Genomic DNA, 24905 nt, shown 5'->3' with positions numbered 1-24905 from the left:
GGTTAAATCTGGCCGTCCTCCAGCATTTCGGTCACAAGCGCCGCGATCTGCGACCGCTCCGATCGGGTCAGCGTGACGTGCGCGAAGAGCGGATGACCCTTCAGTTTCTCGACCACGGCGACGACTCCGTCGTACCGCCCGACCCGGAGATTGTCCCGCTGCGCCACGTCATGCGTGAGAACGACCCGGGAATTCGCCCCGATACGGGACAACACGGTCAGCAGGACGTTGCGTTCGAGGGACTGGGCCTCGTCCACGATGACGAACGCGTCGTGCAGCGAGCGGCCCCGGATGTGCGTGAGCGGCAGGACCTCCAGCATGCCCCGGCCCAGCACCTCCTCGATGACCTCGCGCCCCGCCACCGCCGAGAGCGTGTCGAAGACCGCCTGCGCCCACGGGCTCATCTTCTCGGCCTCGGAGCCGGGCAGATAACCGAGCTCCTGGCCGCCGACCGCGTACAGCGGCCGGAAGACCATCACCTTCTGGTGCTGCCGGCGCTCCAGGACCGCCTCCAGCCCCGCGCACAGCGCGAGCGCCGACTTGCCGGTGCCCGCCCGGCCGCCCATCGAGACGATGCCGACGTCCGGATCCAGCAGCAGATCGAGCGCGATGCGCTGCTCGGCGCTGCGGCCACGGATGCCGAACGCCTCCCGGTCGCCCCGGACGAGGCGTACGTTCCCCTCGGCGGTGACCCTGCCGAGCGCCTTGCCGCGCTCGGACTGGAGCACCAGCCCGGTGTGCACGGGCAGGTCGGCGGCCTCCGGGACGTACAGCTTCTCCTCCGCGTACAGCAGGTCGACCTGCTCGGCGGAGAGCGGCAGTTCGGACATTCCGGTCCAGCCGGAGTCCGTGATGGCGAGCTCCGCCCGGTACTCCTCGGCGAGGAGACCGACGGACGACGCCTTGATACGGAGCGGCAGGTCCTTCGACACGACGGTGACGTCGTACCCCTCGGCCTGGAGGTTGCGGGCCACGGCCAGGATCCGTGAGTCGTTGTCACCGAGGCGGTAGCCGGCCGGCAGGACGGCGGGATCCGAGTGGTTGAGCTCCACACGCAGGGTCCCGCCGAACTCCCCGATGGGGAGCGGGGCGTCGAGGCGGCCGTACCGGACCCGGAAGTCGTCCAGCAGGCGCAGCGCCTGCCGGGCGAAGTACCCGAGCTCCGGGTGGTGCCTCTTGGCCTCCAGTTCCGTCACCACGACGATCGGGAGCACGACCTCGTGCTCCTCGAAGCGGGCCATGGCGCCGGGATCGGCCAGCAGGACGCTGGTGTCGAGAACGTAGGTGCGCCTGTCGTTGAGCCGGCGCTTTGTGCTGTTCACCACGGAAGGACCTACCCCCTCAGGTGAGGTCGGGTGCGACTTCGACGGCGTCGCGGGGGGATGGGGCCGGGCTCTGGCCGCGATGCGCGGGCCGAGCTCCGGCCCTCCGCGTCGTCCGCGCATGTCTGCACGGTCGTCCTGGTGCAAAGGGCCTCCCGGGTGAGCGGGCTGGCGTGCCGCTCACACTGGAAGGGGTATTCCCTCGAACGCGCGGCGCCATGCCATGGCATATGACGACGCGTCGGTGAACAGGTGGTGACGGACCCCGTCAGGTTCTCGGGGAACGTTCCGTCAGGTGCCGTAGCGGCGGTGGCGGGCCGCGTAGTCACGCAGCGCGCGGAGGAAGTCGACCTTGCGGAAGGCCGGCCAGTGGACCTCGCAGAAGTAGTACTCCGAGTGGGCGCTCTGCCAGAGCATGAAGCCCGACAGGCGCTGTTCGCCGCTGGTACGGATCACCAGGTCCGGGTCCGGCTGGCCGCGCGTGTACAGGTGCTCAGAGATGTGCTCGACGTCGACGATCTCGGCGAGCTCCTCGAAGCTCGTGCCCTTCTCGGCGTGCTCCAGCAGCAGCGAGCGGACCGCGTCCGCGATCTCCTGCCGGCCGCCGTAGCCCACGGCGACGTTCACGAGTATTCCGGTGCGGCCGCGGGTGGCCTCCTCGGCCTCCTTCAGCACCTTCTGCGTACGCGCGGGCAGCAGGTCCAGCGTGCCCACGTGGTGGACGCGCCAGCGGCCGTCGGCGGCCAGGTCGCGGACCGCGTTCTCGATGATGCCGAGGAGCGGGACCAGCTGCTCCTCCGGCCGGTTGAGGTTGTCGGTGGACAGCATCCAGAGGGTGACGACCTCGACGTCCGTCTCGGCACACCAGCCGAGCAGCTCCTGGATCTTGCTCGCGCCGGCCTTGTGACCCTGCTCCGGAGTGCCGCCGGACGCCTTCGCCCAGCGGCGGTTGCCGTCGAGGATGACGCCGATGTGCTTGGGCACCTGGGCGTGGTCGAGGCGGCCCTCCACCCGGCGTGCGTAGAGCCTGTACACCAGGTCGCGCAAGTTCACCGATCTCACCTCTCGATTGCGTACGGGCCCGCCACGGCGTCGGCCCAGGGGGATCACATCCGGCCACACCGCGGCTGTCCCCGAAGCCGCCACATTACTGCGCGGGGGTCACGGCGGCCCAACCCGGTCTGTCACAAGTCCGTGATAAGGAGAGAGGCGTGACTGAATCCCCCGCATACCGCCCCGCCGGTGACCGTTACGACTCCATGGAGTACCGCCGCACCGGCCGCAGCGGGCTCAAGCTGCCCGCCATCTCGCTCGGCCTCTGGCACAACTTCGGCGACGACCGCACGCTCGCCTCGCAGCGCGCGATCCTCCGCCGCGCCTTCGACCTGGGCGTGACGCACTTCGACCTGGCGAACAACTACGGCCCGCCGCCCGGGTCCGCCGAGGCGAACTTCGGCAAGATCTTCGCCCAGGATTTCACCCCATACCGGGATGAGCTGGTCATTTCCACCAAAGCGGGCTACCTCATGCACCCCGGGCCGTACGGCGAGTGGGGCTCCCGCAAGTACCTGCTGTCCTCGCTCGATGCCTCGCTGAAGCGGATGGGCCTCGACTACGTCGACATCTTCTACTCGCACCGCTTCGACAAGGACACCCCGCTCGAGGAGACGATGGGCGCCCTGGCCTCCGCCGTGCAGCAGGGCAAGGCGCTGTACGTCGGCGTCTCCTCGTACAGCAGCGAGCAGACCGCCGAGGCCGCCGGGCTGCTGCGGGAGATGGGCGTCCCGGCGCTGATCCACCAGCCGTCGTACTCGATGATCAACCGCTGGACCGAGGACGACGCGCTCCTCGACACCCTGGAGGAGCAGGGCATGGGCTGCATCTCCTTCGCGCCGCTCGCCCAGGGCCTGCTCACCAACAAGTACCTCCAGGGCATCCCCGAGGGCTCGCGCGCCACCCAGGGCAAGTCCCTGGACCCGAACCTGCTGTCCGAGGAGGTCGTACGGCGACTGCGCGGCCTCGACGAGATCGCCCGCCGCCGCGGCCAGTCGCTGGCGCAGCTGGCGCTGACGTGGGTGCTGCGCGACGAGCGGATGACGTCGGCGCTGATCGGCGCGTCGAGCGTGACGCAGCTGGAGGAGAACATCGCCGCGCTGGCCGGGGCGCCGCTGACGGAGGAGGAGCTGAAGGAGATCGACTCGTACGCGGTCGACACCGCCGGCACCAACATCTGGGCGGCGCGGAGCTGAGCTGAGCTGAGCGGCGCGGAGCTGCGGCCGCTCCGGCCGCGAAGGAGAAAAAACGGGCCGGTCCGTGGGGGGGATACGGACCGGCCCGAGGGGGGGTTTCCACCATAACCCTTCGTAAGTGATGCTGCGTGCCACGACAGGCCGCAACCACGCTCCGAAAATCCGGGACCCCGCCCCGAGCACGGGATCCGGCCGGTTCCTGTCCTCCCCAAGGGGGACCCCGCCGGAAAGGCGCCGGGTTGACGGCCCTCGCCGGGCACGGCGGCGTTCCGGGAGCGCGGTCACCGAGCGCGTACACCGGAGTTCGGTCACCGAGTTCGGCCACCGAGTTCGGCCACCGAGCGCCGTCACCGAGCGCGTTCACCGGCGCAGCAGGGTGATGCCGTCCCGCGCGGCGACCTTCCGGTAGCCGTACCGCTTCTGAGCGGCGGCCAGCTCGGCCTCCTGCTGCTCGACGGGGTAGGGCCAGTGACCCGTCTTGTACGGCCAGGCCTCCGGGGCCCGCCGGTCGTGGATGATCCACTCGGCGGTGGGCGGCGGGAGGCGTTTCCTGTCGTACTGGTACAGCTTCCCCTCCACCGGGAACGTCGGGAAGAGGACGACCGTGCAGCGCGAAGTGAGCTGCGGGACCAGGCGGTTGGAGGCGGCGACGGTCGCGCCGTCGGGGATCCGCGCGAGCAGCGCCCGGGCGGCCTCCACGTGCTCGGTCGTACGCCAGGTGGCGCGCTGGAGCAGCTGGGCGAGCGGGAAGGACGGCAGCATCACCACCGTCACGGCGAGGACGGTGGCGAGCGAGGCGCGGAGGTGGCGGGCGGCGAGCGGGTGGTCGGGCACCCCCGGGGGGCCGGTGCGGCGCCACATCGTGAGCGCGTCGATCAGCCCGGCGAAGACCACCGGCATCAGCACGGCGCTGTAGTGGAACGCCGTACCCCAGTGGAAGCCGTTGTCCGACATCATCCGCCAGGCGAGCGTCGGCACGGCGATCAGCGACAGCGGCGAGCGCAGCGCGAGCAGCGCGGACGGGGCGAAGACCAGGACCAGTGTCATGGCCTTGATGTCAGGACGCAGCGCGTCGAGCGGTGCGTGGGCGAGGGTGCTGAGCAGCGAGCCGTACCCCTCGGCGAGGTTGCCGCCGTGCGCGTACCCCCCGGCGGGATGGAAGGCGGGCATGAGCAGCTTGATCTCGACGAGTGAGCCGATGAGCCCGGCGGTGGCGGTGACGAGGCCCAGTCGCCGGGGGCCTCGGAAGGCGATGTACGCGCCGACGGCGGCGACGGTGAGCCCCAGGTCCTCCTTGACCAGGAGCATCGGTGCGGCCCACGCGACGGCCGCGCGCCAGCGCCGGTGGGCCAGGGCTTCGAGGCAGCAGGCGAGCAGCGGTACGGCGAGGGCGACCTCGTGGAAATCGAAGGCGGCGGCCGACGCGATGCCCCAACTCAGCCCGTACGCGGCGGCGACGGTGTGGGCCGGCCGGCGGCCGAGCGCGCGGGCGGCCCAGCGGGCGAGCGGGACGACGGCGAGGGCGAGCAGCGCGGACTGGGCGGTGAGCAGGCACAACGGGGACGGCCAGAGCCGGTACAGCGGGGCGAGGACGGCGAGGAGGGGGTGGAAATGGTCGCCGAGGAGGTTGAAGCCCTCGCCTCGCAACGGCACGACGGGGGCGCGGAGTTCGGCGTAGGCGCGTACCGCCTGCTCGAAGATGCCGAGGTCGTAGCCGGTGGTCCGGAGGAGGACGTGGCGGCGTACGGCGACGGTCGCGTACAGCGCGAAGAGCACCGCGGCCCAGCCCCAGGGGAGCAGGGCCGCGGGGAGGCTGGTCCTGGTCAGGCGGGTCGCGGCGGCCCTGGGGACCCGGGTGAGGGTGACCTGGGTGACCTGTCGTGACCTATTGTCAGGGGAAGTCCGCATATGTCCGCATGCTAGGACGCGGACGGGCACCTCAGCGCAGGTCGTGGCCTGTGGTGCTGTCGACGTGGTCCGGAATCTCCCCCTCATGGCGGTCACCGGTGGACAGGGTCCCGGACGGCTCGAACATCAGAATCGACGCCCCGTTCGGCGCGGACGGCTTGTGCTCGGTGCCCTTCGGTACGACGAAGGTGTCACCGCGCCGCAGCTCGACCGTCCGCTCGGAGCCGTCGGCCTCGCGCAGCGCGATGTCGAACTGCCCGTCCAGGACCAGGAAGAACTCGTCCGTGTCGTCGTGGACGTGCCACACGTGGTCGCCGGCGGCGTGCGCTATCCGCACGTCGTAATCGTTCATACGGGCCACGACGCGGGGGCTGTAGATGTCGTCGAAGGTGGCGAGGGCCTCGGTGAGGTTGACCGGCTTCGTATCCATGGGTCGATACTGCCCCGGCGCGGCGCCGGGTGTCCCGTGCATTTCCCACCGGTTCAGGCGACCGGGACCGCCGCGAACGCGCCCAGCAGCACCCCCACCAGCGCCCCACCGATCATGAACGGACCGAACGGGATCGCGCTCTTGCGGCTCGCCCGCCGCAGCACGACCAGACCGAACCCGTACACCGCCCCGAACAGGAACCCCGCGAAGGCGCCCACGAACAGCACGCCCCAGCCGTACCAGCCGAGCACCACGCCCAGCGCGAGGGCGAGTTTCACGTCACCGAAGCCCATGCCGCTGGGGTTCACCAGCAACAGCACGGCATAGCCGGCGCCCAGCGCGAGCCCGCCGAGGAGTGCGGACGGCCACGCCCCCGCGTTCCCCGGCAGCAGCGCGGCCACCCCCAGCAGGGCGGCCGTCCCGGCGGCGAGCGGCAGCGTCAACCGGTCCGGCAACCGGTGCACGGCCCGGTCGACCAGGGCCAGCAGCACCGCGACCGGCGCGGCCAGCAGCCACACCACCAGCTCCGGCCGGGGCCCAGTCGCGGCGGCGAGCGCCCCGCAGACCAGGGCGGTGACGACGGGGACGGTGGTGGCGGGGGGTACGGCAGGGGCGGCGGGTTCGGTGGGGACGGCGGGTACGGCGGGGACGGCAGGGACGGCGGCGGGCGGAGAGCTTTCCGGGCGGGGCGCCGGCCCGCCCGCACCACCCACCGGTACGGCCACCGCGACACACACGCCGCAGCGCGGCGCCCCCAGCCAGCCGCGCGCCGGCCCCGTGAACGGGTGCCCGGCGGGGCAGGCGTCCCGCCACGGCTCGTCCGGCTCGACGGACAGGCGGTACGCGGCGCGCGGCACGAGCAGGCCGGTGGCGGCGCCCCACAGGACGGCGACGGCGATCAGCGTGGCGTACACGCACCCGACCCTAGGGCGGGCCGGCCGCCCGGTCATGGGCCCACGGGCCCACTGCCGCCGCACGCGGGCCCACGCTACGGTCGTCGCCCATGGGGAGCCCACGGAAATGGCGCGACGGAACCGGCCGGTTGACCCTCCCGGAGGGCTCCGTCCCCGTCGAGATCGCCGCGTCCTACACCACCCGGAGGCGCGGCCTGCTCGGCCGGGACGGTGTCGACGGGGCGCTGCTCCTCAGCCCCTGCAACAGCGTCCACACCTTCCGGATGCGGTTCACCATCGACGTGGCCTACCTGGACCGGGACTTGCGGGTCGTCGACCTCGTCACCATGCCGCCCGGGCGCCTCGGTCTGCCCCGCCCACGCGCCCGCCACGTCCTGGAGGCCGAGGCCGGGGCGCTCGCACGGTGGGGCGTCCGGCCCGGCACCCGCCTGACGATCACGGCGGACCCGCCCCCAGCAACGTGAACGCCCCGTAGGCCCCCGACGCCAGGGCCAGCCCCGCCACCACCACGACCAGCGTCCGGTCCCGCAGCCGCGCCAGGGCCACCGCCGCCGGGAGCAGCAGCGAGAACGCCGGCATCATCAGGCGCGGCCGGGAGCCGAAGTACGCGGCGCCGACCAGCGAGATGACGACGACCGCGACGGTGTACACCAGCACCGGCAGCGGCTGCCGCTGCCTGACGCACAGCCACACCACCCAGCCCACCAGCGCCAGCGCCGCGCACAGCCCCACCCCGGCGAGCGGCACCGGACCGGTCAGGTTCCGCCACACGAACCGGACCAGCGCCACGCCCCCGTCGATGCTGTTGCCCCACGCCGCCTGCACCTCGAAGTACGCGGTCGCGCTCCCCTCCCGTACGGCGACGAAGACCACGTACCCGAGCCAGCCCAGCGGCGCGAGCAGCACGCCTACGGCCATCCGCACGCTCAGCCGGCGCTCCCCGACGACGGTCGCGAGCGCCGTGACACCGAGCGCCGCCACGAGCGCGGCCGCCGACGGCCGGGTCAGGCCCGCGGCCACGCACAGCGCGCCCGCCCATATCCACCGGTCGCACAGCACCGCGTACAACGACCAGGCGGCGAGCGCGGTGAACAGCGTCTCCGTGTACGCCATCGACTGCACGAACGCCGTCGGGTAGACCCCCCACAGCACCGCCAGCACCACCCCGGCGCGCCGCCCGGCGACGCGCGCCCCGACCGCGTAGATCCCCCAGGCCGCGGCGAGCGACGCCGCCCACGACACGACCAGACCAGCGGTCGCCGCGTCGATCCGCAGGACCTCCGACAGGCCCCGCTCCAGGGCGGGCAGCAGGGGGAAGAACGCCAGGTCGGAGTGGACGCTGCCGTCGGGGAGCGTGACCTCGTGACCGTACCCGTGCTCGGCGATCCGCACGTACCAGACGGAGTCCCAGCGGCCCTTCAGCCGGTGCAGGGCGTCCTCACCGGCCACGGCGGCGGCGACCGCGAGGACCGCCAGCCCGACCGCGCGTACCGCCGCATAACCCCAGAGGGCGGGCGCGGCGGAGGCTGGTCGGTCGTCTGGCTGGGACATGCGCCCGATTATCGCGGCCCGCACTGACAGCCGGCGCCCCGGAGGCAGCGACCGCCGTCAGCGTCGGGGATCAGTCGCCGGGGGCGTCGGGGGTCGGGGGTCAGCGCCGGGGGTCAGCGTCGGGAGGCGGGGGTCGGGGGTCGGGGGTCGGGGGTCAGCGCCAGGGTCAGTCGCCGGGCAGCTCCTCGATCGGTACGTCGCTGACGGCCGCAACCATCATGTGCGGGGCGTCCTCGTCGCACTGCCCGACGCTCACCGCCACCCAGCGCGGCCCGTGCGGCGCCCCGACCGGCCCCCACACCATCAGCTCGCCGTACAGGTCGAAAGCGCGCAGCTCCGCGAAGAGCGGCAGCACCGACTCGTCGTCGGCCTCCCCGGTGACGAACGCCCGCATGCTCACCTCCCGGTGCGGCCCCCACCGCTCGTCCAGCGCGCTCGTCAGGGCGGCGAGATACTCCCCGGCCTCATCCTGCGCGGCGTCCCACTCCGGGCCCGGAACGCCGAAGTAGGCACGGCTCTCCCACAGGAGTTTCAAGCGGAAACCGGCGCCATAGCTGCCGCTCCAGCCCTCCTCCTCGGACGGCTCCCACGCGGTGGGCCCGCCCACCGGCACCGGCAGGGCAAGGAGCCCGTCGACGGCGGCAACGGCCTCCGTGACGTCGAACGGGGTCCCCGTGGCCTTCACAGCTTGGCCCTGTCCATGGGGCGGGGCAGCGCCTCCAGGGCACCGGTGCTACGGACGTCCCTATTGACGGCGACGACGCCGGCCACACCCGCGTCGCTCCCCGAAAGGTCCAGCAGCAGCCCGCCGTGCTCGGTCGGCTCCGCCTTGCCCGGCACATCGTGGCCCCCAAGCAGCGCGGCGCGCCGCTCGGACAGGTAGCCCACCCAGCCGACACACGCCTGGCCGGGCTCGCGGCCGTCGTCCTCCAGGGCGAGCTGGAGTTCCGTCTCCGTCACCTCGCCCCAGTCGACGTCCCACGCCTCGGCGAGGGCGCGGAGGATACCTGCGTACGGGAGGGACGGGCGGCCGGCGTCCGGGGCGGTGACCGTGACCACCACGCTCATGGCGAGGTGCTCGGACACCCCTCCCCCGGTGCCGCTGACGGTCACCTTGACCGGGTTCGCGGCGGGCGTTGCCAGCGCCATGGCGTACCCCTTGCGGTCCGACCAGTCGTCACCCGCGTTGCTCTCGCGGAGGTACGCGGCGAGGGCGTCAGGACCGGCGTCGCGTACGTCCCCGATCGGCTCCCACGCGCCGAAGACCGCCGGCTCGATCTCGGACAGCCGGGTGAGGAACGTGCTCCAGCGGACGGCCAGCTCCTGTTCCGACTCGGGCCTGGGCCCCCAGAAGCCCCGTACGACGCGCCTCATGGTCTGTCCTCCTATGCGAGCCTGCCCTCTTCCGCATCCTAGGGACCGGATGTCGCCGGGACGGGCTTTCACCCGCCGGGCTTCATCGGGCCGGAGACCGGCCGTTCCTGCGGCGTGTGGACCACCTTGATCGGCAGGTCCTCGTCGAGGAACGCCAGTCGCGCCGCCCGCGCGACCATCGGATCCGAGAAGTGCCACTCGATGGCCCGGCCCCCGGACGCGGCCACCTGGCCCCGCGCCTCCTCCAGGAACCTCGCCCTGCCCGACTCCGTCAACTGCGCGATCGGCTTCCCGTCCTGCTTGGCCAGGTACCCGGTGTAGCCCAGCTTGGCCTCCAGGAACGTCTGCCGGTCCGCGTCCCACCCGTCGTACTCGACCGGCCGCCTGCCCGCATCCGGATGCGGTACGACGTACTCCTTGCCGCGCACGGTGCCACTGACCTGCTCCTGGTAGCGCAGCCACGCCTCGTTGAACCAGGTCGGCTCCGGATTGCGGTTACGGCTGCGCCAGGCGCCGTCGCCCTTGTCGGCGTCCCCGAGCTCGGGGTCCTTGAGGTCCTTGGCCCACTCGGGCGGCTCGTAATTGCGCGGGTCGTTCTTGTCGCCGGGTGTGGGCGGCGGCCACTCCTTGGGCCCGTTCCGCTTCTTCTTGGCGTCCTCGACGGCCTGCTCGGCCGCGTCCGCGTCCCGGTCGGACTGCCGGGCGGCCTCCGTCCTCTCCGGGTCGTCACCCTCACCGCAGGCCGGCGGCTCGGCGAGCAGCCGTACGGGGACGGCGGCGGGCGGCAGGCCGGAGGCGAGGAGGCCGGTGCCGCCGCCCGGGACGCCACGGCCGCCGCCCCAGCTGAACACGCAGCCCTTGAGGCCCGCCTTCTCGGCCGCCTCGTCGGCATGGCGGCGCGCCTCGCGGGCGGCCGCCTCGGCGGCGTCCACGTCCCCGGCGTCGGCGGCCTTCCGGGCCTTGGCCGCCGCCTCGGACGCCTTCTGGGCCAGCTCCCCGACCTCGCCGAGCTTCCCCAACTTGCCCAGCTTGCCCAGCTTCCCGACGAGCTTCGCCTCGCCGTAGCCGGGGATGAACAGAGACCCGACGTTCCACAGCACGGCGCCGATGGCCTGGCCCTGGTCGCCCCGGTTCCACATGTCGCGGACGTCGCCCCCGACGAACACGTCGTCCAGGACCTTCACTCCCGTGCCGAGGGACGCCTTGCCCAGGGCCAGGACGGCACCCAGGTAGTCGCCCTTCCGCCAGTTGTCGAGGGCGCTTCCGGCGTCCTTCAGCCACTGCTCGCCGAGGCTCTTGCCGTACTCCTTGATGCCCTCCCAGGCCTTGACGGGGTGCAGGATCGTGTCGAACGTGCCCGTGATGTCGCCCCACAGGCCGTCCTTGAAGACGCCCTCGAAGAACCCGCCGACCTGGCGGGCGCCACAGGAGAGGAAGGCGCCGATCCCGGAGGTGCAGCTCTCGCCCTCGTCCTCCTCCCCCTCTTCGTGCGTGGCGAGCTCGTCCTCGGACGTGGCGGGCTCGTCCTGCCCGGTCCCGTCTTGTTCGGCACCGCCCTGTTCCGCAGAACCGGCCTCGACGTCCGAGGAACCGTCCCCACCACTCGCCTCGCACCCGGCGCCCACCACCGCACACACCGCCGCCCGGAGGCCGCCGACGACCTGGCCGCCGACACCGGACAGCACCAGGGCGCCGACGATCGCCGCGACGAGCAGAACGAGCCCCACGTACTCCGTGGTCGTCTGCCCTCCCTGCGTACGCCACTTGACCATCCCGGCCCAGCGGAACGGCCGGCGCGCCGCACGCTCCCGAACCGGCAGCAGGAACCACGCGCGCGTGGACCCCCGGCACAGCAGCAGGATGACGACGACGGGGATCACCAACTGCGGTACGCCACGCTCGTTGCCGTCCGCCAGCGTGCCCAGGGCTCCGACGACGAACCACCCCTGTACGGCGAGCAGCCCGCGCCGTACCCACACCCCGCCCGTCCACACCCGCCTGCTCACCAGGAACCCGGCCGTACCGGGCAGCGCCCCGTACAGCACCCAAGCGATCAGCTCACCGTCCACGCCGTCCAGCGACGCGGCCAGCAGCAGCACGCCGAACCCACCGAGCAGCGTGACCGCGAACACCAGGCGGACCAGGAGCAGTACGGCCTGAAGCGCACGCGGCATCGGTCGCCGCTGCGGCACAACTCCGTCGGCTCCGGCCCCTGTTGCAGACATGCCCCGACGCTAGGGCGACCGCCCTCACCCGGTCTTGGGCCCCAGGGCCCAACCTGCCCCGGCACCAGGCCCCTTCCCCTATCTGGGCGTAATCGGACCGGTGAAGGCAGAGACGGCCACCGGCACCGGGTAAGCCCGCTGCAACGGAGGGGGAAGGGCATGAAGACACACGCCAAGCAGGACTTGACCGCGCTCGCCCAGGGCGGAGTGCTGCTCACCGCACGGGCGCTGGAGGCCGGATGGTCCCGGCGCCGCCTGCACCGGCGGCTGCGCGCCGACGGCTGGACCCGCGTACGCGAAGGCGCGTGGGCGGCGCCCGGGCGGTCCGTCGACTGGGAGACGGAGGCCCGTGCCGTACAACTGCTCCGGCCACGCCTCGTCTGCAGTCACCGTACCGCCGCGAGACTGCACCGCATCGAGCTCCTGCGCTCCGGCCCGGGACCTGAGCCGGCCGAGTTCACGGATCCCAGTGCCGACGGCTCCTCGTGGCGGGGCCCGGCCCGCCGCGTGCACAGAATGACGCTCACAGACGCCGACTGCACCGTACGGAGAGGGCTGCGCGTCACCACCCCGGTGCGCACGGTCGGCGACCTGATGAGACGGGGCCCGCGCGACCACGCCCTGGTCTGCGCCGACTCGGCGCTGGCCAAGCGGGTGGTGCACGGGGTGCGCCGGCCACCGCTGCTCGGGCGGGCCGATCTCCACGCCGAGCTCGCCTCCGCCCGCAAGGGCGGCGTGGCGGCCCGGGAGTGGCTGGCCCTCGCCGACCCGGCGTCCGGCTCCCCGGCGGAGACGATCGCCCGGCTGCGTATGCACGACGCGGGCCTCCACCCGGAGTCGCAGCCGCAGTTCTGGACCCCGGAAGGCCAACGCATCCAACCGGACTTCCTCTTCCGCGAGCAGGGCCTGGTCGTGGAGATCGAGGGGTACGCCTACCACGGCACCCGAGAGGCCCACGCCCGTGACGTGCACCGGATGAACGCCCTCCAGGCGTGCCCGGGCGTACGGCAGGTTCTGCGCTTCACGGCAACGGACGTGCTCCACCGCCCGGACTACGTGATCGCCACCATCCGCCAGGCCCTGACCCGCCTGGGCTGAACGCCCCGTTCATGGTGGGCGTGTGGGCCGCCCTCTCTCCGAGTGTGGCGGGCTCCAGCGCCCCCTCAAGGGCGCTCCCTTCGGTCGCGTCGGCTTCGCGATGGCCTACGGCCACCCTTGACCGGCCGCCTCCGCCCGCCTTTTCCCACTCGGAGGGCGGCCCGGGGAAACGGGCCCAGGAGGGACGCCCCTTTCCCCATGCCGTTCGTGGCCGTGAGACGGGCGCCGCAGGGGGCGCGGCAGTGGAATGGGGTGGCGCGGCTTGGCTAAGCGGCTGGCGGCCGTCTGTGGGTTGCGGTACGGGACCTCGCTTCGGTGGGTGGTGGGTGCGCCCCAGTGGCATGGGGCTTCCGGGCTGGGTTCGGCGGCTGCGGGTGGGTGAGGGGCTGGGGTTCAGGCAGGTGGCTGGGGTGGGTGCGGGGCTGGGCCGGGGTGGAGCCGAGGGGCCCCCTGGAGCCCCTTCCGCCACACCCGTACCGGCTGGCAGGGGTTGTGGGCGGTGTGGGACACCCTCCCTTGAAGACGGGGAGGCGTATGGGTGTCCCAGAGGACCCATGACGCCCACGGCGGTGTGCATCCGCACGGGGGTGCTTGTGCCCGCGCCCAGCACTCATGGTTGGCCCTGTCCGGGTTCTGCGGGGGGCGGTACCGTCCGGTTGGTATGTACATGCCCATGTGAGCGAGGGAGCAGGTACGTGAAGGTCATGAACAAGCGCAGCCCCCGACGTGCCCGGACGGCGCTGTCCGGCTTACTGGCGGGGCTCGTGCTCATCGGCGGCCACGCCGCTCCGGTCGCGGCCGAGGCAACACGCGACGGCGGCCCTGGTGGGAGCACGGTCTGGCTCTGTCACCCTGGGCAGCGGGCCGCTGACGCCTGCCGCAGCAGCATGGCGACCACCGTGCAACGGCACGGCGCGCCCGACCGGGTCGTCGATCCCGGCATGCCCGCACGGCAACCGGTCGACTGCTTCTACGTCTACCCGACGGTGTCCGAGGAACCGACGCTGAGCGCCAGCCTCGAGATCACCCCGCACGTCCGGGCCATCGCCGAGCACCAGGCCGCCCGCTTCTCCCAGGTCTGCGACGTCTACGCCCCGGTGTACCGGCAGCGCACCCTCACCGCCCTGCAGAACCCGGGCGGTTACACCCCCGAACAGCTGAGGGAGGCGTCCCGCATCGCCTACGGCGACGTGGCTCGCGCCTGGCAAGAGTATCTGGCCCAGGCGGAACCGGGCCGTGGCGTCGTGCTCGTCGGCCATTCCCAGGGGACCGGCATGCTGCGTCAGTTGATCCGCAACGAGATCGACCCGAAGCCCGAGGCCCGCGCGCGGCTGGTGTCCGCCCTGCTCCTCGGCGGCAACGTGCTCGTGCGCAAGGGCTCCGACCGAGGCGGGGACTTCGCCACCGTCCCGCTCTGCCGGAGCGAGCGGCAGACCGGCTGCGCGGTCGGCTTCGCCACGTTCAACGCCACCCCGCCGGCGGACAGTGCCTTCGGACGCTCCCCGTCCGTGCCCGACCCCACCGGCGGGCCGTGGGGCCCCGAGTACGAGGCCGCCTGCACCAACCCCGCCTCCCTCAAGCACAACCACGCCCGCACCGCACGCACTCTGGTGCGCACCGACCCCGTCCCCGGGCTGCTCGGTCAGGCAGTGCGGGTGATGTACAACGGGGCCCCGCCCACCGCCGACACCCCCTGGGTCGTTCCTGCCGACCGGCACACCGTGCAGTGCGTACGCGCAGGCGGTGCGCACGTGCTCATGGCGACCCCCACACCCGGCAGCAGCACCCTCACCCCGTCGCCGAACCCCGCCTGGGGCCTGCACCTGGCCGACGTCAACCTCGCCCTGGGCGACCTGGTCAACCTCATCCGGATCCAGTCCCGGGCTTACGCACACAGCCACCAAACCGGTCGATGACCCCCTCTGCACCAGGGGCATGGGCGGAGTGGGACACCTCAGCCCTGCCGGACTCCCGGCAATAGGTGTCCCACACCGCCCACAACCCCTGCCAGCCGGTACGGGTGTGGTGGAAGGGGCTCCAGGGGGCCCCTCGGCTCCACCCCGGCCCAGCCCCAGACCACCCCAGCCACCTGCCGGAACCCCAGCCCCTCACCCACCCGCAGCCGCCGAGCCGGGCCCGGAAGCCCCATGCCACTGCCGCGCACCCACCACCGGCAGGAGCGAGGTCCTGTACCGCAACCGGAAGACGGCGGCCCGCCGCCGAGCCGAGAGTGAGCACCCCATTCCACTGCCGCGCCCCTTCCAGCACCCGCCTCCCGGCCATGAACGGCACGGGGAAAGGGGCGTCCCTCCTGGGCCCGTTCCCCCGGGCCGCCCTCCGAGTGGGACAAGGCGGGCGGAGGCGGCCGGTCAAGGGTGGGCGAAGCCCATCGCGAAGCGACGCGACCGAAGGGAGCGCCCTTGAGGGGACGCCGGAGCCCGCCACACTCGGAGAGAGGGCGGCCCACACGCCCACCATGACCAGCACGCCCACCCCGGAACGGTGATCAGCGCGGCAGGACCACCCATGACTTGGTGCCGCGATGGGGCGGCGCCGCCTCGCAGAGGCCCCACTCCCCGCCCCAGTCGTCCACCACCGCCGCCAGCAGCCAGAGCGCCCGGTCGCGCCGCCGGGCGCAGAGCGCCTCCGCGACGGGGTCACGGTGACGCGGATGCTGGTCCCAGACGACGAGACGGAGGGCGTCCTGCCTGTAGCGGAGGGAAAGGTACACACCCTCCCCGGGCGTCAAGCGCGCGGCGGCACCCACGAGTTCGCTGGCCGCAAGTTGCGCGGGCGGGAGGAACCGGTCCAGCCCGTGCGCGTGGAGGGTTGCCCGTACGGCGTTGCGGACGACGGCCGCGCTACGGAGTTCCCCCGGCACGGTAAGGCTGTAGGCCAGCCCCTCGGGGTGCGGCCGGCTGGGCGGCCGACGACCGGGGCCAGGCGGTACGACGGGGCAGAGCGCGGTGCGCAGGGTCGGCGACATGACGGACTCCCTTGTCCGGAGCGGAAGCGGAATGGGTGGTACCCGTTCGGCGATCTCTCTTCGCATGGGTGCGCACGAGTGGCTCACGGGGCGTGACGTTTGCGGGCGAGTGGTGGCCTGTCGCTGCGGGCGCATGGCCGCGCGATGCACTTCCACTCCGTTGCGTGAGCGGTGCACTACACAAGGCATCCAGAGAGGGGCCAAAAGTTCCACCCGATCCGGAGAACATGGGCCCGAGATGGCGTGAGCTTCCTCCTGAGCGGCAGACTGCCCACGGGCACAACGGAGGGACTGTCATGGCCGCCAGAACGTCTCCAACGGAGCGTCAGAAGAGGCTCGGCGCGGAAGTTCGTAAGTTGCGGAACGCTTCGGGGATGTCCGCCGAGGCGGCTGCGGCGCTGCTCGGCGTCGACCGAGGGAAGATCTCCCACATAGAGTCGGGCGTTCGCGCCATCAGCCCCGAGCGCCTCCGTACCCTTGCCTGCAACTGCGCATGCGACGACGAGCGGTACGTCGCAGCACTCGCCGACATGGCCACGCCCGCCAAGCGCGGCTGGTGGGAGCGGTATCGCGGAACCCTTCCGGCGGGGCTGCTCGACATCGCCGAACTTGAGGCGTACGCCCGCCGCATCAGGTCCGCTCACTCCGTTCACATCCCGGGCATCCTCCAGACCACTGACCACGCCCTGGCGGTGTTCCGGGTCGTGATTCCCCGGCTGCCGGAGGGCGAGATTGCGCTGCGATTGGCACACCGGATGGAGCGCCAGCGGCTACTTGCCTCCGACGACGCGCCGGAGTACGCCGTCGTCATCCACGAAGCGGCACTGCGCATGCAGTTCGGGGGAAGGGCCGTGGCGCGAGCCCAGTTGGAGCACTTGCTGACTGTGAGCGAACGGCCTTCGATCACCGTGCTGGTGCTGCCCTTCGAGGCGGGCGCCTTCCCTGGGGCCGGCCAGACCATCAACTATCTGGAGGGTCCTGTACCGCAGCTCGACACCGTCCAGATCGACAACTCGCACGGCCCGGACTTCCTGCACACCGAGGCACAGTTGGCCAAGTACCGCGCGCATCTCGACTGGATGGAACGCATCGCTCTGCCTGTGGAGGAGTCCCGCGACTTCGTCCACACCATCGCACGCAGCCTTTGAGGGAGACGCCATGACCGACATCACGTGGGAAGAGCCGTTCTGCGGCGAGGGGGCGAGCTGCTTCCGCCTCGGAACCGACGCCGACGGCAACGGCTACATCGCCGTGCTCGGTGAGGAGGACCGTTACCTCACCGACAGCCGGGAGGCGCTGCGGAACCTGATCCGGGACATCAAGGCCGGCAAGGCGGACCACCTGCTGTAGGCGCTCCGCCTTGCCGGCCTGAGAACGGCACGTCAGCCGCGCGGGAAGGAGACCTCCACGCGGCGGTTCTTCTTGCGGCCTTCTTCGGTGCTGTTGTCCGCGATCGGGTACTGCTCGCCGTACCCACGGATCTCGTACGTGATCCCGCCGGAGGTGAGCATGGGCGACAACACCTTGTGCACGGCGTCCGCGCGCTGCTTGGACAGGACGTCACCGTGGGCGGAGGAGCCGAGGTTGTCGGTGAAGCCGAAGATGCGGACCTTGGTGGCGTTCTGCTTCTTGATCTCTACGGCGATGGCGGCGATACGGGAGTTCGCCTCGGCGGTCAGCTTGGCGCTGTCCTTGCCGAACAGGACTTCCGCCTGGAGCGCGAACTTCAGGTTCGAGCTCGTCTCCTCGCGCCGCTCCTCGCCGCCTTCGGACTCGACGATCGAGATGAGAGGCAGCACCTTCGCAGGTGCGAGGGTGGCGCCGTCGCGCATCTTGAGGCCGGGTGAGTTCCCGTCGACTTCTGGTGGTGGCTCGGTCGACTCGGTACCTGGAGGCGTACTCGGGATGTCATCGGCGTACGCCCCGGAGGCGCCGGTGAACTGGACGCCGGTGAACAGCACGACGGCAGCGAGCACGGACGCTGCGGGGCGGCGTACGGAGGTCCTGCGGGGGCAGGGCGTGGGGGTACGCATCACGAGATCTCGATCGTCGCGGGTGGCATCAGCGGCAGCTGGAAGTCCACCTGAGAGGTGGTGGCGGGTGGCGCAGGGAACTGGGCGAAGATGCTGATGCTCTCCCCCGCCTTCACGGCGCTGATGCCAGTGGTGGTCAGCGGATAGCCTTCCGTGTCACGCAAGACGTAGTAGCGCTTCTTTTCGACCTTGTCCACAAGGGTGGCTCCCGCGAGGGATGGTCCAGTCCGCTTTACGTTGAGTTCCTGGCCATTCCAGTTACTGGGGGCGATCAGCATCTTGGCAGTAGTGTTCTTCAGGGTCCCGGTTACGGTCAGAAAGCCGCCCTGGTCCCTTACGGCCGTGTGAACCACAATCTGGAACCCGTTGCTGCCGTTGATCGTCGCCAGTGTCTGGCTCGCGTCCGGCGTCGTCGGTCCGGCATTCTCCGACTTACCCGGATCGGAAGGTGCAGAGGAAGCGCTGCCCGCCTTTTCCGGTTCCTTGTCGGCACCGTCATTGCCCCCACCGTCGCCACCACCACAAGCGGACAGGAGCACAGCCAATGCCACAGCGGTCACTCCGGCCGCCGCTCTGCGCGGTGCCATCCCGTACCGATTACTCATGAGTGCCATTCCTTTGCGTTCCTTCGCGGTCAGTCCTCGGCGAGCCGGACTTCGAAGAGGTCGGACATATCCGGGAGATCAGTCAGGTCCAGATCTACGACGTCACCCTCGCAGTCAAGCGACCCAGGGGAAGCAGCACTGTCGTCATCGGCGGGCTCAAAGCTGCACCTGGGAATGACGATCGCTGTGGCCGTGGCCTTGGCGTGCTGGCCCTCCGTGCCGGGCAAAACGGTGTCCCCGACCGGCTTGAGGGAAGTCACCCAGACTGTTGAGCCCCAACGGCCGTCGTTCAAAGAGGCGCAATCGTCGACCTCCGCGCCGTTCTGTCCGGCGTAGTAGTGGCTCGCACCGCACCCGTCGAGCGTGGGAATCAGGTCGCCGTTGAGCAGATCCCCGAGTTCGTCGATGGTGAGAGCGAAACTGTCCCGCTGCTCACGGGCCGCTGCCAGAGCGGCCGCGTCCGCCGCTGATTGGGCCCCGTTACGGGTGGCTCCTGCTTGACCGACCGCGAAGAACGCAAGCGCAAGAAAGAGCAGGCTCGCCACCACGAATACGTACAGTGGCGAAGCCTGCCCTGACTCGCGCGATGCGTGCCTGGTGACCGTCAGCCACCGCCGATAATTTCCGTGACCCGCGTCACGAGGTTGGTAGCGATCGTGTCCCCCACGCCCGACCCCACCACCGCCGCGATGATCACCCCCACCAGGATGATGATCCCGACGTACTCGACGGCTCCCTGCCCCCGGTCCCCCCGGCGCTTGAGCGCCGCAGCGGTTGTCTTCGCCCACGTACCCACGTACAGCGTGATGTTCGACATGGTGGTCTCCTCCGGGCTCGTACAGCTCGATGGGGGGAACGTACGGCGGGTGGAGGTGGCCGGGCATGGGCCTGGGGGCCCAAGTGGGGGCCCAATTGGGGGGTTGGGGGTGGTCAGCCATGGGTGTGTCCCCCTCCGTGCCAGATGGCGATGGCCTGGCCGCGGCTTTCGGCGTTGAGCTTGGCGAAGATGCGGTTGATGTGGTTCTTGACCGTCTTCTGGCTGATGAAGCACGTGGCGGCGATCTGCTGATTGGTCATACCCGACGCGATCAGGTCCATCACCTCCACCTCCCGTTGGCTCAGTAATGAATGTGCCATACTCGCTTGCTGCTGCGAAGAGGTTCGGGAAAAATCTGGACCCCGCCCGCCAGTTGGTGGCGACGTAGGCGTTGCAGACGCATAGTGGGCGCGGACGGTCGCCAGCAGGGCGTTCGACGCCGTGTGGGTGAAATGCGCACGGCCCAGTTTTGCGTCGCGTACCGCGTCGACGAGTTGGTCGGCCGTGAACTCGCCGTGGACGAGGTAGCCGCACGCGCCGAGGCGGAGGGCCTCGTGGACGATGTCCGACTCGCGGCTGTACGTGGTCATCAGGACGGGCGCCAGGCGTACCAGGTGGGGCAGGGCCGCGATGCCGTCGACGCCTGGCATGCGGACGTCGAGGAGGATGACGTCCGGATGGTGGCGTACCGCCTCCTCGTACGCCTCGCGGCCGTCGGAGGCCTGGGCGGCGACCTCGATGTCCTCGCGGCCGGACAGCAGGGCGGTGAGGCCCGCCCGGACGACGGGGTTGTCGTCGGCGACGATCACTCGCAGGTGGTCATGCATGGTGGTGCACCCTCCGTTTCCAGCGCCCGTACGGGCAGTTCCAGCCGGACCTCCGTGCCCTTCGTGGCCCGCCCCCGGCCGATGCGGATGCGGGCGCCTATCGACGCGGCGCGCTCGACCATGCCGACGAGGCCGAAGTGGCCCGCCCGTTTCAGGTCGTCGAGCGTCGTGCCGGCGGGGAGGCCGTGGCCGTCGTCGTAGACGCTCAGGCGCAGGACGTCGTCGGTCACGCCCGCCGACACGGTGACGCATGACGGCCGGCCGTGCCGGTGGGCGTTCTCCATGGCCTCCGAGGCGATGGCCAGGAGCTGGCGGGCCACCGCGTGCGGGGCGCGGGGCGGGGCGGTGCCCAGCGGGCGGTACGTGGTGCGTACGCCGTGGCGACGGGCGAAGTCGGCGGCGCGTGCCGCCAGTTCGGCGGCGACGTCCACCCCGCCGTCCAGGCCCGACTCGCGGCGGAGGTCGGCCAGCAGCTCGCGCGACTCGGCGGCGGCGCGGCGGGCGGAGCGGGCGACGAGTTCCGCCTGGCGGCGCACCGACGAGGGGTCCGCGCGGTCCACGGTGGACGCCAGGCCGTCGGCGGCCAGCGCCAGCCCGTGCAGGGTCTTGGCGACCGAGTCGTGCATCTCGCGGGCGAGCCGCGCCCGTTCGGCCTCCACGGCGCCGGTGACGGCGAGGCGGGCACGTGCCTCGGTGAGGGCCTGGCTCGCGGCGCCGAAGTCGAGGATGAGGCCCCGGAGGGTGGAGCCGACCGCTCCGGCGATCACGCACAGGCCGGGGAAGAGGAGCGAGGAGGGCTCCACCGCGACCTCGGTGCTCACGCCGTACGACAGGAGCAGCAGCAGCGACTGGAGTACGGCGAAGAACGCGGCGCCGCGCCAGCCGTACAGCAGGCCGGCGAGCAGCGGCGTACAGATGGTGACGTACGCGAGCGTCGACTCGGGTGACGCGGTGGCCAGCAGCAGCGCGCCGAACAGCATGTCGCCGGCCAGCACGACGGGGTGGCGCAGCAGGATGCGGCCGAAGCGCTCCCAGTCGCGCAGCACGACGTACGACACCATGAAGGTGATGAGGACGGCGGCACCCACCAGCCAGGTGCCGAGGCCCGGCGCGGCGCCGTCGAGGGCGAACGGGGACGCCAGCACGATCATCGCCAGCCGGAAGCCGAACACCTGGCGGCACAGTGCCTGGAGGGCGTTGATCTGGAGGGGGAGGGAAGGGGGATCCGCTGTTCTCAGTGGCATGGGGTCACCCGCCGATGATGTCCGTGAAGTCGACACCGGAGCCGTAGTAGAAGCTCAGGGCGATCAGGATCATGGTGGCGGGCAGCATCACCATCGTCACGACGAGTGTGGTCTTCGGTACGGCCTTGGCGGCGGTGCGCCGTGCGTTCTGGGCGTCCGTGCGCCGCATGTCGTTGGCGATCTGGATGAGCGTGTCGACGATGGGCGCGCCCAGTTCCTCGCCCTGCTGGAGGGCGGTGACGAACATGGAGACCTGCTCGGAGGCGTTGCGTTTGCGCAGCTGGTCGAAGGCGTCGCGGCGGCTGACGCCCATGTCCATCTGGCGCAGCGTGATGCGCAGTTCGTCGGCCCACGGGCCGGAGTACTTCTCCGCGACCCGCTCCAGGGCCTGGCGGAAGCCGAGGCCGGCGGAGACGACGACGGCGAGGACGTCGAGGAAGTCGGGCAGGGTGCGCTCGATGTCGTCGCGGCGGCGGCGGATGGCGAGCCGGAGCAGGACGTCGGTCCAGGTCAGCCCGTACAGCAGGATGACGACGGCGACGACCGTCTGGCCGCGTGCCAGCATGGCGAGGGCGGCGAGGATGCCGAGGAAGCCGTAGACGGCGCGGCGGGCGGCGTACCGGTCGACGGTCATGCCGCCGGGGTTGCCCGCCATGTCGAGGCGGCGGCGCAGCGCGTCGACCCGCTTGGGGCCCATCATGCCGAGGACGGCGGGGGCGTAGCGCATGCCGAGCCGGTCGATGCCGGAGCCGACGGCGGTGGTGCGGGTGGCGCCGACTTCGAGGGCGAGGACCAGGTCACCGGGGAGTTTGGCGTCGGCCCGGTACATGCGGATGCCGTGGAAGACGCCGTACACGGACAGGCCGATGACGGCCGCGTACAACAGGCCCATGACGTGTCACCTCCTCAGACGCGGATGCGGGACAGGCGGCGGATGAGGACGAAGCCGGCGGCGTAGAGGCCGAAGGCGAGGACGGAGCCGATCTGGCCGGCGACCGAGCCGGTCATCTTGTCCAGGGCGCCGGGGGCCATGCCGTTGATCATCAGCAGGAAGCCCAGTCCGAGGAGGGGCAGGGCGAAGGCGGTGACCTTGACCTGGGAGAGGAGGGTGACGACCTCGCGCCGGGTCTCCTTGCGCTCCTCCAGGGTGCCGGTGAGGTTGCGGAGGGAGGTGACGACCTGGCCGCCGGCGCGGTTGGACAGGACGAGGGTGGAGACGAGGACGACGAGTTCGCGGGAGGGCAGCCGGTCGGCGAGGTCGCCGAGCGCGTCGTCGAGGCTGTGGCCGACGGCCAGCTGGTCGGCGACCTTGCGGAGCTCCTCGCCGGCCGGGTCGTCGAGCTCCTCGGCGGCCATGGCGATGGCGGTACGGAGGGCGAGGCCGGCCTGGGTGGCGTTGGCGAGGACGCGGGTGAGCTCGGGGAGCTGGTTGATGAACGCCTCGGTGCGCTTCTGGCGCTGCCAGTTGAGGAACGCGGCGGCGCCCCACAGGCCGGCGAGGGCGGCGAGGACGCCGAAGAACGGGGCGAAGACCGCGCCGACGGTGAAGTAGATCCCGAGCAGGGCGGCCACCGCGTAGACGGCGTACTCGCCGGGGGTGAGGTCGAGTCCGGTGGCGGCGATCTTGCGTTCGATGCGGCGGCCGAGGGCGGTGGTGCGCAGGCGCCGGTCGACGCGTACGAAGCGGCGGCGCCGGCCGTGGAGGGGGACGTGTCCCGTCTGGGTCATCCGGGCCACGATGGCCTGGCGCTGCGCCTTGCCGGACGCGTAGACGTGTACGCCGGCGACGCCCAGCGCGCAGGCGAGGAGCGTGACACCGAGCGTCAGGAGGGGGACGTTTTCCATGGTGGTCCATCGGTCCAGTCAGGGGCGGCGGGCGGGGCCGGGCGGCGGTCGGGCGGCGGGCTGTCGGGGGCGGAGGTCGGGCGGAGGTCAGGCGGTGGGCGGCGGTCGGGCGGGGCCGGTCGGGGGCGGGGGTCAGCCGGTCGTCGCGCGGCGGAGGGCGAGCTGTTCGTCGGTCTGGGCGACGCCGAAGGCCGCCGGTATGGCCTCGCTCTTGAGGTAGAGGCGTTCGGCGACGCGGCGCGGGAGCGGGTGGTACTCGAAGTGGCCGTGGATCCGGCCGTCGGCGGCCATCGGCTGGGCGGCGAACCGGCAGACGGTCACGATGCGGTACTCCTCACGCCCGTGGGAGTCGACGATCGCGATTTCGGTGATCTTGCGGGCGCCGTCGGCGTGCCGGGTGAGCTGGACGATGACGTCGACCGCGCTGTTGATCTGGTCCTTGATCGCGACGAACGGGACCTCCACCTCCGACATGGAGCCGAGGGTCTGGAGGCGCATCAGGGCGTCCTCGGCGCTGTTGGCGTGGACGGTGGCGAGGGAGCCGTCGTGGCCGGTGGACATGGCCTGGAGCATGTCGAGGGTCTCGCCGCCTCGTACCTCACCGACGATGATCCGGTCGGGGCGCATGCGCAGCGAGTTGCGTACGAGGTCGCGGATGGTGACCCGGCCCTTGCCCTCCACGTTCGGGGGGCGGGCTTCGAGGGTGATGACGTGGGACTGCTGGAGCTGGAGTTCTGCCGAGTCCTCGATGGTGACGATGCGCTCGCCCTCGGGGATGAGGCCGGACAGCGCGTTGAGCAGGGTGGTCTTCCCGGTGCCGGTGGCGCCGGAGACGATCACGTTGAACTTGGCGCGTACGAGCCCGGCGAGCAGCATCACCATGTGCTCGTCGAGCGAGCCGAGGGCGACCATCTCCTGGAGCGTGAAGGCGCGGGGGAAGCGGCGGATGGTGAGGATGGGGCCGGAGAGGGACAGCGGCGGGATGATGACGTTGACGCGTTCGCCGCTGGGCAGGCGGGCGTCGACCATCGGGTTGGACTCGTCGACGCGGCGGTTGACGGTGGAGACGATCCGTTCGATGGTCTGCATCAGCTGCTCGGTGGAGGAGAACCGCATCGGCAGCTGTTCGAGGCGGCCGCGCCGCTCGACGAAGACCTGCTCGGGGCCGTTGACCATGATTTCGCTGATGGAGGCGTCTTCGAGGAGCGGTTCGAGGATGCCGAGCCCGAGGGCCTCGTCGACGACGCGGCGGATGAGCTGCGAGCGCTCGGTGGAGGACAGGACGGGGCCCTCGCGGCTGATGATGTGGCCGAGCACCCGCTCCAGGCGGGCGCGGCGCTCGGCGGTCGCCAGGGCGGACATCTCCGCGAGGTCGATCTCCTCCAGGAGCTTGACGCGGTAGACGCCGACGAGGTGGTTGTCCTCGCCCTTGCCGTTGACCGGCTCGGGACTGGTGATGCGCGCCCGCAAGCTCATG

The 24905-nt window shown here is 71.5% G+C and carries 25 protein-coding genes; 6 read left to right on the top strand and 19 right to left on the bottom strand.

Annotation, left to right across the window (positions count from 1 at the left end; all coding sequences use genetic code 11):
* Window positions 1-2: 2 nt before the first annotated feature.
* Window positions 3-1325 carry a PhoH family protein gene (locus AMK26_RS09415; RefSeq protein ID WP_073754052.1) on the bottom strand — a complete coding sequence of 441 codons (1323 nt, stop codon included), beginning with the start codon at window positions 1323-1325 and terminating at the stop codon, window positions 3-5.
* 288 nt (window positions 1326-1613) lie between these two features.
* The gene (locus AMK26_RS09410; protein ID WP_073754051.1) at window positions 1614-2375 is read right to left on the bottom strand and encodes an isoprenyl transferase; all 762 of its coding nucleotides are present in this window, start codon (window positions 2373-2375) and stop codon (window positions 1614-1616) included.
* Window positions 2376-2533: 158 nt separating this feature from the next.
* Here AMK26_RS09410 and mgrA point away from each other — a divergent pair, with 158 nt between their 5' ends.
* Window positions 2534-3571: an L-glyceraldehyde 3-phosphate reductase gene (mgrA, locus tag AMK26_RS09405; RefSeq protein ID WP_073754050.1), complete on the top strand. Its 1038-nt coding sequence runs from the start codon at window positions 2534-2536 to the stop codon at window positions 3569-3571.
* A gap of 360 nt (window positions 3572-3931) precedes the next feature.
* Here the strand turns inward: mgrA and AMK26_RS09400 are convergent, their stop codons facing one another.
* From AMK26_RS09400 to AMK26_RS09390, 3 genes are read right to left on the bottom strand one after another with little or no spacing between them, the layout of a single operon-like run.
* Complete coding sequence (locus AMK26_RS09400; protein WP_079277518.1) at window positions 3932-5479, bottom strand: DUF2079 domain-containing protein; 1548 nt, start codon at window positions 5477-5479, stop codon at window positions 3932-3934.
* A 31-nt stretch (window positions 5480-5510) separates the two neighbouring features.
* Window positions 5511-5909, bottom strand: a complete 399-nt coding sequence (locus tag AMK26_RS09395; RefSeq protein WP_073754049.1) for a cupin domain-containing protein — start codon at window positions 5907-5909, stop codon at window positions 5511-5513.
* A 53-nt stretch (window positions 5910-5962) separates the two neighbouring features.
* Window positions 5963-6823: a prepilin peptidase gene (locus tag AMK26_RS09390; RefSeq protein ID WP_073754048.1), complete on the bottom strand. Its 861-nt coding sequence runs from the start codon at window positions 6821-6823 to the stop codon at window positions 5963-5965.
* Window positions 6824-6912: 89 nt separating this feature from the next.
* Between AMK26_RS09390 and AMK26_RS09385 the strand changes: the two genes are divergently transcribed.
* The gene (locus AMK26_RS09385; RefSeq protein ID WP_073754047.1) at window positions 6913-7287 is read left to right on the top strand and encodes a DUF192 domain-containing protein; all 375 of its coding nucleotides are present in this window, start codon (window positions 6913-6915) and stop codon (window positions 7285-7287) included.
* Here AMK26_RS09385 and AMK26_RS09380 read toward each other — a convergent pair.
* From AMK26_RS09380 to AMK26_RS09365, 4 genes are all read right to left on the bottom strand, one after another.
* Window positions 7259-8374 (bottom strand): hypothetical protein, encoded by a 1116-nt coding sequence (locus tag AMK26_RS09380; RefSeq protein WP_073754046.1) that lies wholly within the window; start codon window positions 8372-8374, stop codon window positions 7259-7261. The two genes, AMK26_RS09385 and AMK26_RS09380, sit on opposite strands and share 29 nt — an antisense overlap.
* 166 nt (window positions 8375-8540) lie before the next feature.
* Window positions 8541-9059 (bottom strand): hypothetical protein, encoded by a 519-nt coding sequence (locus tag AMK26_RS09375; protein ID WP_073754045.1) that lies wholly within the window; start codon window positions 9057-9059, stop codon window positions 8541-8543.
* On the bottom strand, window positions 9056-9748 hold the full coding sequence (locus AMK26_RS09370) for an Imm52 family immunity protein (protein WP_073754044.1): 693 nt from the start codon (window positions 9746-9748) through the stop codon (window positions 9056-9058). The genes AMK26_RS09375 and AMK26_RS09370 overlap by 4 nt, the downstream gene beginning before the upstream one ends.
* A 68-nt stretch (window positions 9749-9816) precedes the next feature.
* Window positions 9817-11973 carry a Tox-REase-5 domain-containing protein gene (locus AMK26_RS09365; protein WP_073754043.1) on the bottom strand — a complete coding sequence of 719 codons (2157 nt, stop codon included), beginning with the start codon at window positions 11971-11973 and terminating at the stop codon, window positions 9817-9819.
* Between the two features lie 159 nt (window positions 11974-12132).
* Here AMK26_RS09365 and AMK26_RS09360 point away from each other — a divergent pair, with 159 nt between their 5' ends.
* Both AMK26_RS09360 and AMK26_RS36910 read left to right on the top strand, forming a co-directional pair.
* Window positions 12133-13071, top strand: coding sequence for an endonuclease domain-containing protein (locus tag AMK26_RS09360; RefSeq protein ID WP_073754042.1), 939 nt, complete (start codon window positions 12133-12135; stop codon window positions 13069-13071).
* An 887-nt stretch (window positions 13072-13958) separates the two neighbouring features.
* The gene (locus tag AMK26_RS36910) at window positions 13959-14987 is read left to right on the top strand and encodes a DUF3089 domain-containing protein (RefSeq protein ID WP_158071107.1); all 1029 of its coding nucleotides are present in this window, start codon (window positions 13959-13961) and stop codon (window positions 14985-14987) included.
* Between the two features lie 590 nt (window positions 14988-15577).
* Here AMK26_RS36910 and AMK26_RS09350 read toward each other — a convergent pair.
* Entirely contained in the window at window positions 15578-16057 is a 480-nt protein-coding gene (locus tag AMK26_RS09350; RefSeq protein ID WP_079277516.1) for a hypothetical protein, read from the bottom strand.
* 296 nt (window positions 16058-16353) lie between these two features.
* On the opposite strand from AMK26_RS09350, the gene AMK26_RS09345 reads away from it, so the two are divergent.
* Together AMK26_RS09345 and AMK26_RS09340 are read left to right on the top strand one after the other, a co-directional pair.
* On the top strand, window positions 16354-17205 hold the full coding sequence (locus AMK26_RS09345) for a helix-turn-helix domain-containing protein (protein ID WP_073754041.1): 852 nt from the start codon (window positions 16354-16356) through the stop codon (window positions 17203-17205).
* Between the two features lie 10 nt (window positions 17206-17215).
* Window positions 17216-17407 (top strand): hypothetical protein, encoded by a 192-nt coding sequence (locus AMK26_RS09340; RefSeq protein WP_073754039.1) that lies wholly within the window; start codon window positions 17216-17218, stop codon window positions 17405-17407.
* A 32-nt stretch (window positions 17408-17439) separates the two neighbouring features.
* Here the strand turns inward: AMK26_RS09340 and AMK26_RS09335 are convergent, their stop codons facing one another.
* From AMK26_RS09335 to AMK26_RS09295, 9 genes are all read right to left on the bottom strand, one after another.
* Window positions 17440-18090, bottom strand: a complete 651-nt coding sequence (locus AMK26_RS09335) for an OmpA family protein (protein ID WP_073754037.1) — start codon at window positions 18088-18090, stop codon at window positions 17440-17442.
* Window positions 18090-18695, bottom strand: coding sequence for a hypothetical protein (locus tag AMK26_RS09330; protein WP_073754747.1), 606 nt, complete (start codon window positions 18693-18695; stop codon window positions 18090-18092). The genes AMK26_RS09335 and AMK26_RS09330 overlap by 1 nt, the downstream gene beginning before the upstream one ends.
* Window positions 18696-18724: 29 nt before the next feature.
* A complete protein-coding gene (locus AMK26_RS09325; RefSeq protein ID WP_073754746.1) occupies window positions 18725-19303 on the bottom strand; it encodes a pilus assembly protein TadG-related protein in 579 nt (192 codons plus the stop codon).
* Window positions 19300-19512 carry a hypothetical protein gene (locus AMK26_RS09320; protein WP_073754035.1) on the bottom strand — a complete coding sequence of 71 codons (213 nt, stop codon included), beginning with the start codon at window positions 19510-19512 and terminating at the stop codon, window positions 19300-19302. The genes AMK26_RS09325 and AMK26_RS09320 overlap by 4 nt, the downstream gene beginning before the upstream one ends.
* Before the next feature lie 113 nt (window positions 19513-19625).
* Window positions 19626-20339 (bottom strand): response regulator transcription factor, encoded by a 714-nt coding sequence (locus AMK26_RS09315; protein WP_073754033.1) that lies wholly within the window; start codon window positions 20337-20339, stop codon window positions 19626-19628.
* Window positions 20318-21583 carry a sensor histidine kinase gene (locus AMK26_RS09310; RefSeq protein ID WP_073754031.1) on the bottom strand — a complete coding sequence of 422 codons (1266 nt, stop codon included), beginning with the start codon at window positions 21581-21583 and terminating at the stop codon, window positions 20318-20320. Before AMK26_RS09310 ends, AMK26_RS09315 begins: the two co-directional genes overlap by 22 nt.
* Before the next feature lie 4 nt (window positions 21584-21587).
* Window positions 21588-22475 carry a DUF5936 domain-containing protein gene (locus AMK26_RS09305; protein WP_073754029.1) on the bottom strand — a complete coding sequence of 296 codons (888 nt, stop codon included), beginning with the start codon at window positions 22473-22475 and terminating at the stop codon, window positions 21588-21590.
* A 14-nt stretch (window positions 22476-22489) separates the two neighbouring features.
* Window positions 22490-23428, bottom strand: a complete 939-nt coding sequence (locus tag AMK26_RS09300) for a type II secretion system F family protein (protein ID WP_073754027.1) — start codon at window positions 23426-23428, stop codon at window positions 22490-22492.
* A 132-nt stretch (window positions 23429-23560) separates the two neighbouring features.
* Complete coding sequence (locus AMK26_RS09295; RefSeq protein ID WP_073754025.1) at window positions 23561-24904, bottom strand: CpaF family protein; 1344 nt, start codon at window positions 24902-24904, stop codon at window positions 23561-23563.
* Between the last annotated feature and the right edge of the window lies 1 nt (window position 24905).

Source organism: Streptomyces sp. CB03234 (genome assembly GCF_001905885.1).
Taxonomy (GTDB): Bacteria; Actinomycetota; Actinomycetes; order Streptomycetales; family Streptomycetaceae; genus Streptomyces.
Note: the sequence above shows the minus strand (reverse complement) of the source record. Positions and strands in the feature narration are given on the sequence as shown.

Excerpts from the sequence above, each read along its gene's own strand:
- AMK26_RS09400 (WP_079277518.1), bottom strand. The coding sequence starts at position 5,479 with ATGCGGACTTCCCCTGACAATAGGTCACGACAGGTCACCCAGGTCACC.
- AMK26_RS09395 (WP_073754049.1), bottom strand. The coding sequence starts at position 5,909 with ATGGATACGAAGCCGGTCAACCTCACCGAGGCCCTCGCCACCTTCGAC.
- AMK26_RS09385 (WP_073754047.1), top strand. The coding sequence starts at position 6,913 with ATGGGGAGCCCACGGAAATGGCGCGACGGAACCGGCCGGTTGACCCTC.
- AMK26_RS09380 (WP_073754046.1), bottom strand. The coding sequence starts at position 8,374 with ATGTCCCAGCCAGACGACCGACCAGCCTCCGCCGCGCCCGCCCTCTGG.
- AMK26_RS09370 (WP_073754044.1), bottom strand. The coding sequence starts at position 9,748 with ATGAGGCGCGTCGTACGGGGCTTCTGGGGGCCCAGGCCCGAGTCGGAA.
- AMK26_RS09365 (WP_073754043.1), bottom strand. The coding sequence starts at position 11,973 with ATGTCTGCAACAGGGGCCGGAGCCGACGGAGTTGTGCCGCAGCGGCGA.
- AMK26_RS09360 (WP_073754042.1), top strand. The coding sequence starts at position 12,133 with ATGAAGACACACGCCAAGCAGGACTTGACCGCGCTCGCCCAGGGCGGA.
- AMK26_RS36910 (WP_158071107.1), top strand. The coding sequence starts at position 13,959 with ATGGCGACCACCGTGCAACGGCACGGCGCGCCCGACCGGGTCGTCGAT.
- AMK26_RS09350 (WP_079277516.1), bottom strand. The coding sequence starts at position 16,057 with ATGTCGCCGACCCTGCGCACCGCGCTCTGCCCCGTCGTACCGCCTGGC.
- AMK26_RS09345 (WP_073754041.1), top strand. The coding sequence starts at position 16,354 with ATGGCCGCCAGAACGTCTCCAACGGAGCGTCAGAAGAGGCTCGGCGCG.
- AMK26_RS09340 (WP_073754039.1), top strand. The coding sequence starts at position 17,216 with ATGACCGACATCACGTGGGAAGAGCCGTTCTGCGGCGAGGGGGCGAGC.
- AMK26_RS09335 (WP_073754037.1), bottom strand. The coding sequence starts at position 18,090 with ATGCGTACCCCCACGCCCTGCCCCCGCAGGACCTCCGTACGCCGCCCC.
- AMK26_RS09330 (WP_073754747.1), bottom strand. The coding sequence starts at position 18,695 with ATGAGTAATCGGTACGGGATGGCACCGCGCAGAGCGGCGGCCGGAGTG.
- AMK26_RS09320 (WP_073754035.1), bottom strand. The coding sequence starts at position 19,512 with ATGTCGAACATCACGCTGTACGTGGGTACGTGGGCGAAGACAACCGCT.
- AMK26_RS09315 (WP_073754033.1), bottom strand. The coding sequence starts at position 20,339 with ATGCATGACCACCTGCGAGTGATCGTCGCCGACGACAACCCCGTCGTC.
- AMK26_RS09310 (WP_073754031.1), bottom strand. The coding sequence starts at position 21,583 with ATGCCACTGAGAACAGCGGATCCCCCTTCCCTCCCCCTCCAGATCAAC.
- AMK26_RS09305 (WP_073754029.1), bottom strand. The coding sequence starts at position 22,475 with ATGGGCCTGTTGTACGCGGCCGTCATCGGCCTGTCCGTGTACGGCGTC.
- AMK26_RS09300 (WP_073754027.1), bottom strand. The coding sequence starts at position 23,428 with ATGGAAAACGTCCCCCTCCTGACGCTCGGTGTCACGCTCCTCGCCTGC.
- AMK26_RS09295 (WP_073754025.1), bottom strand. The coding sequence starts at position 24,904 with ATGAGCTTGCGGGCGCGCATCACCAGTCCCGAGCCGGTCAACGGCAAG.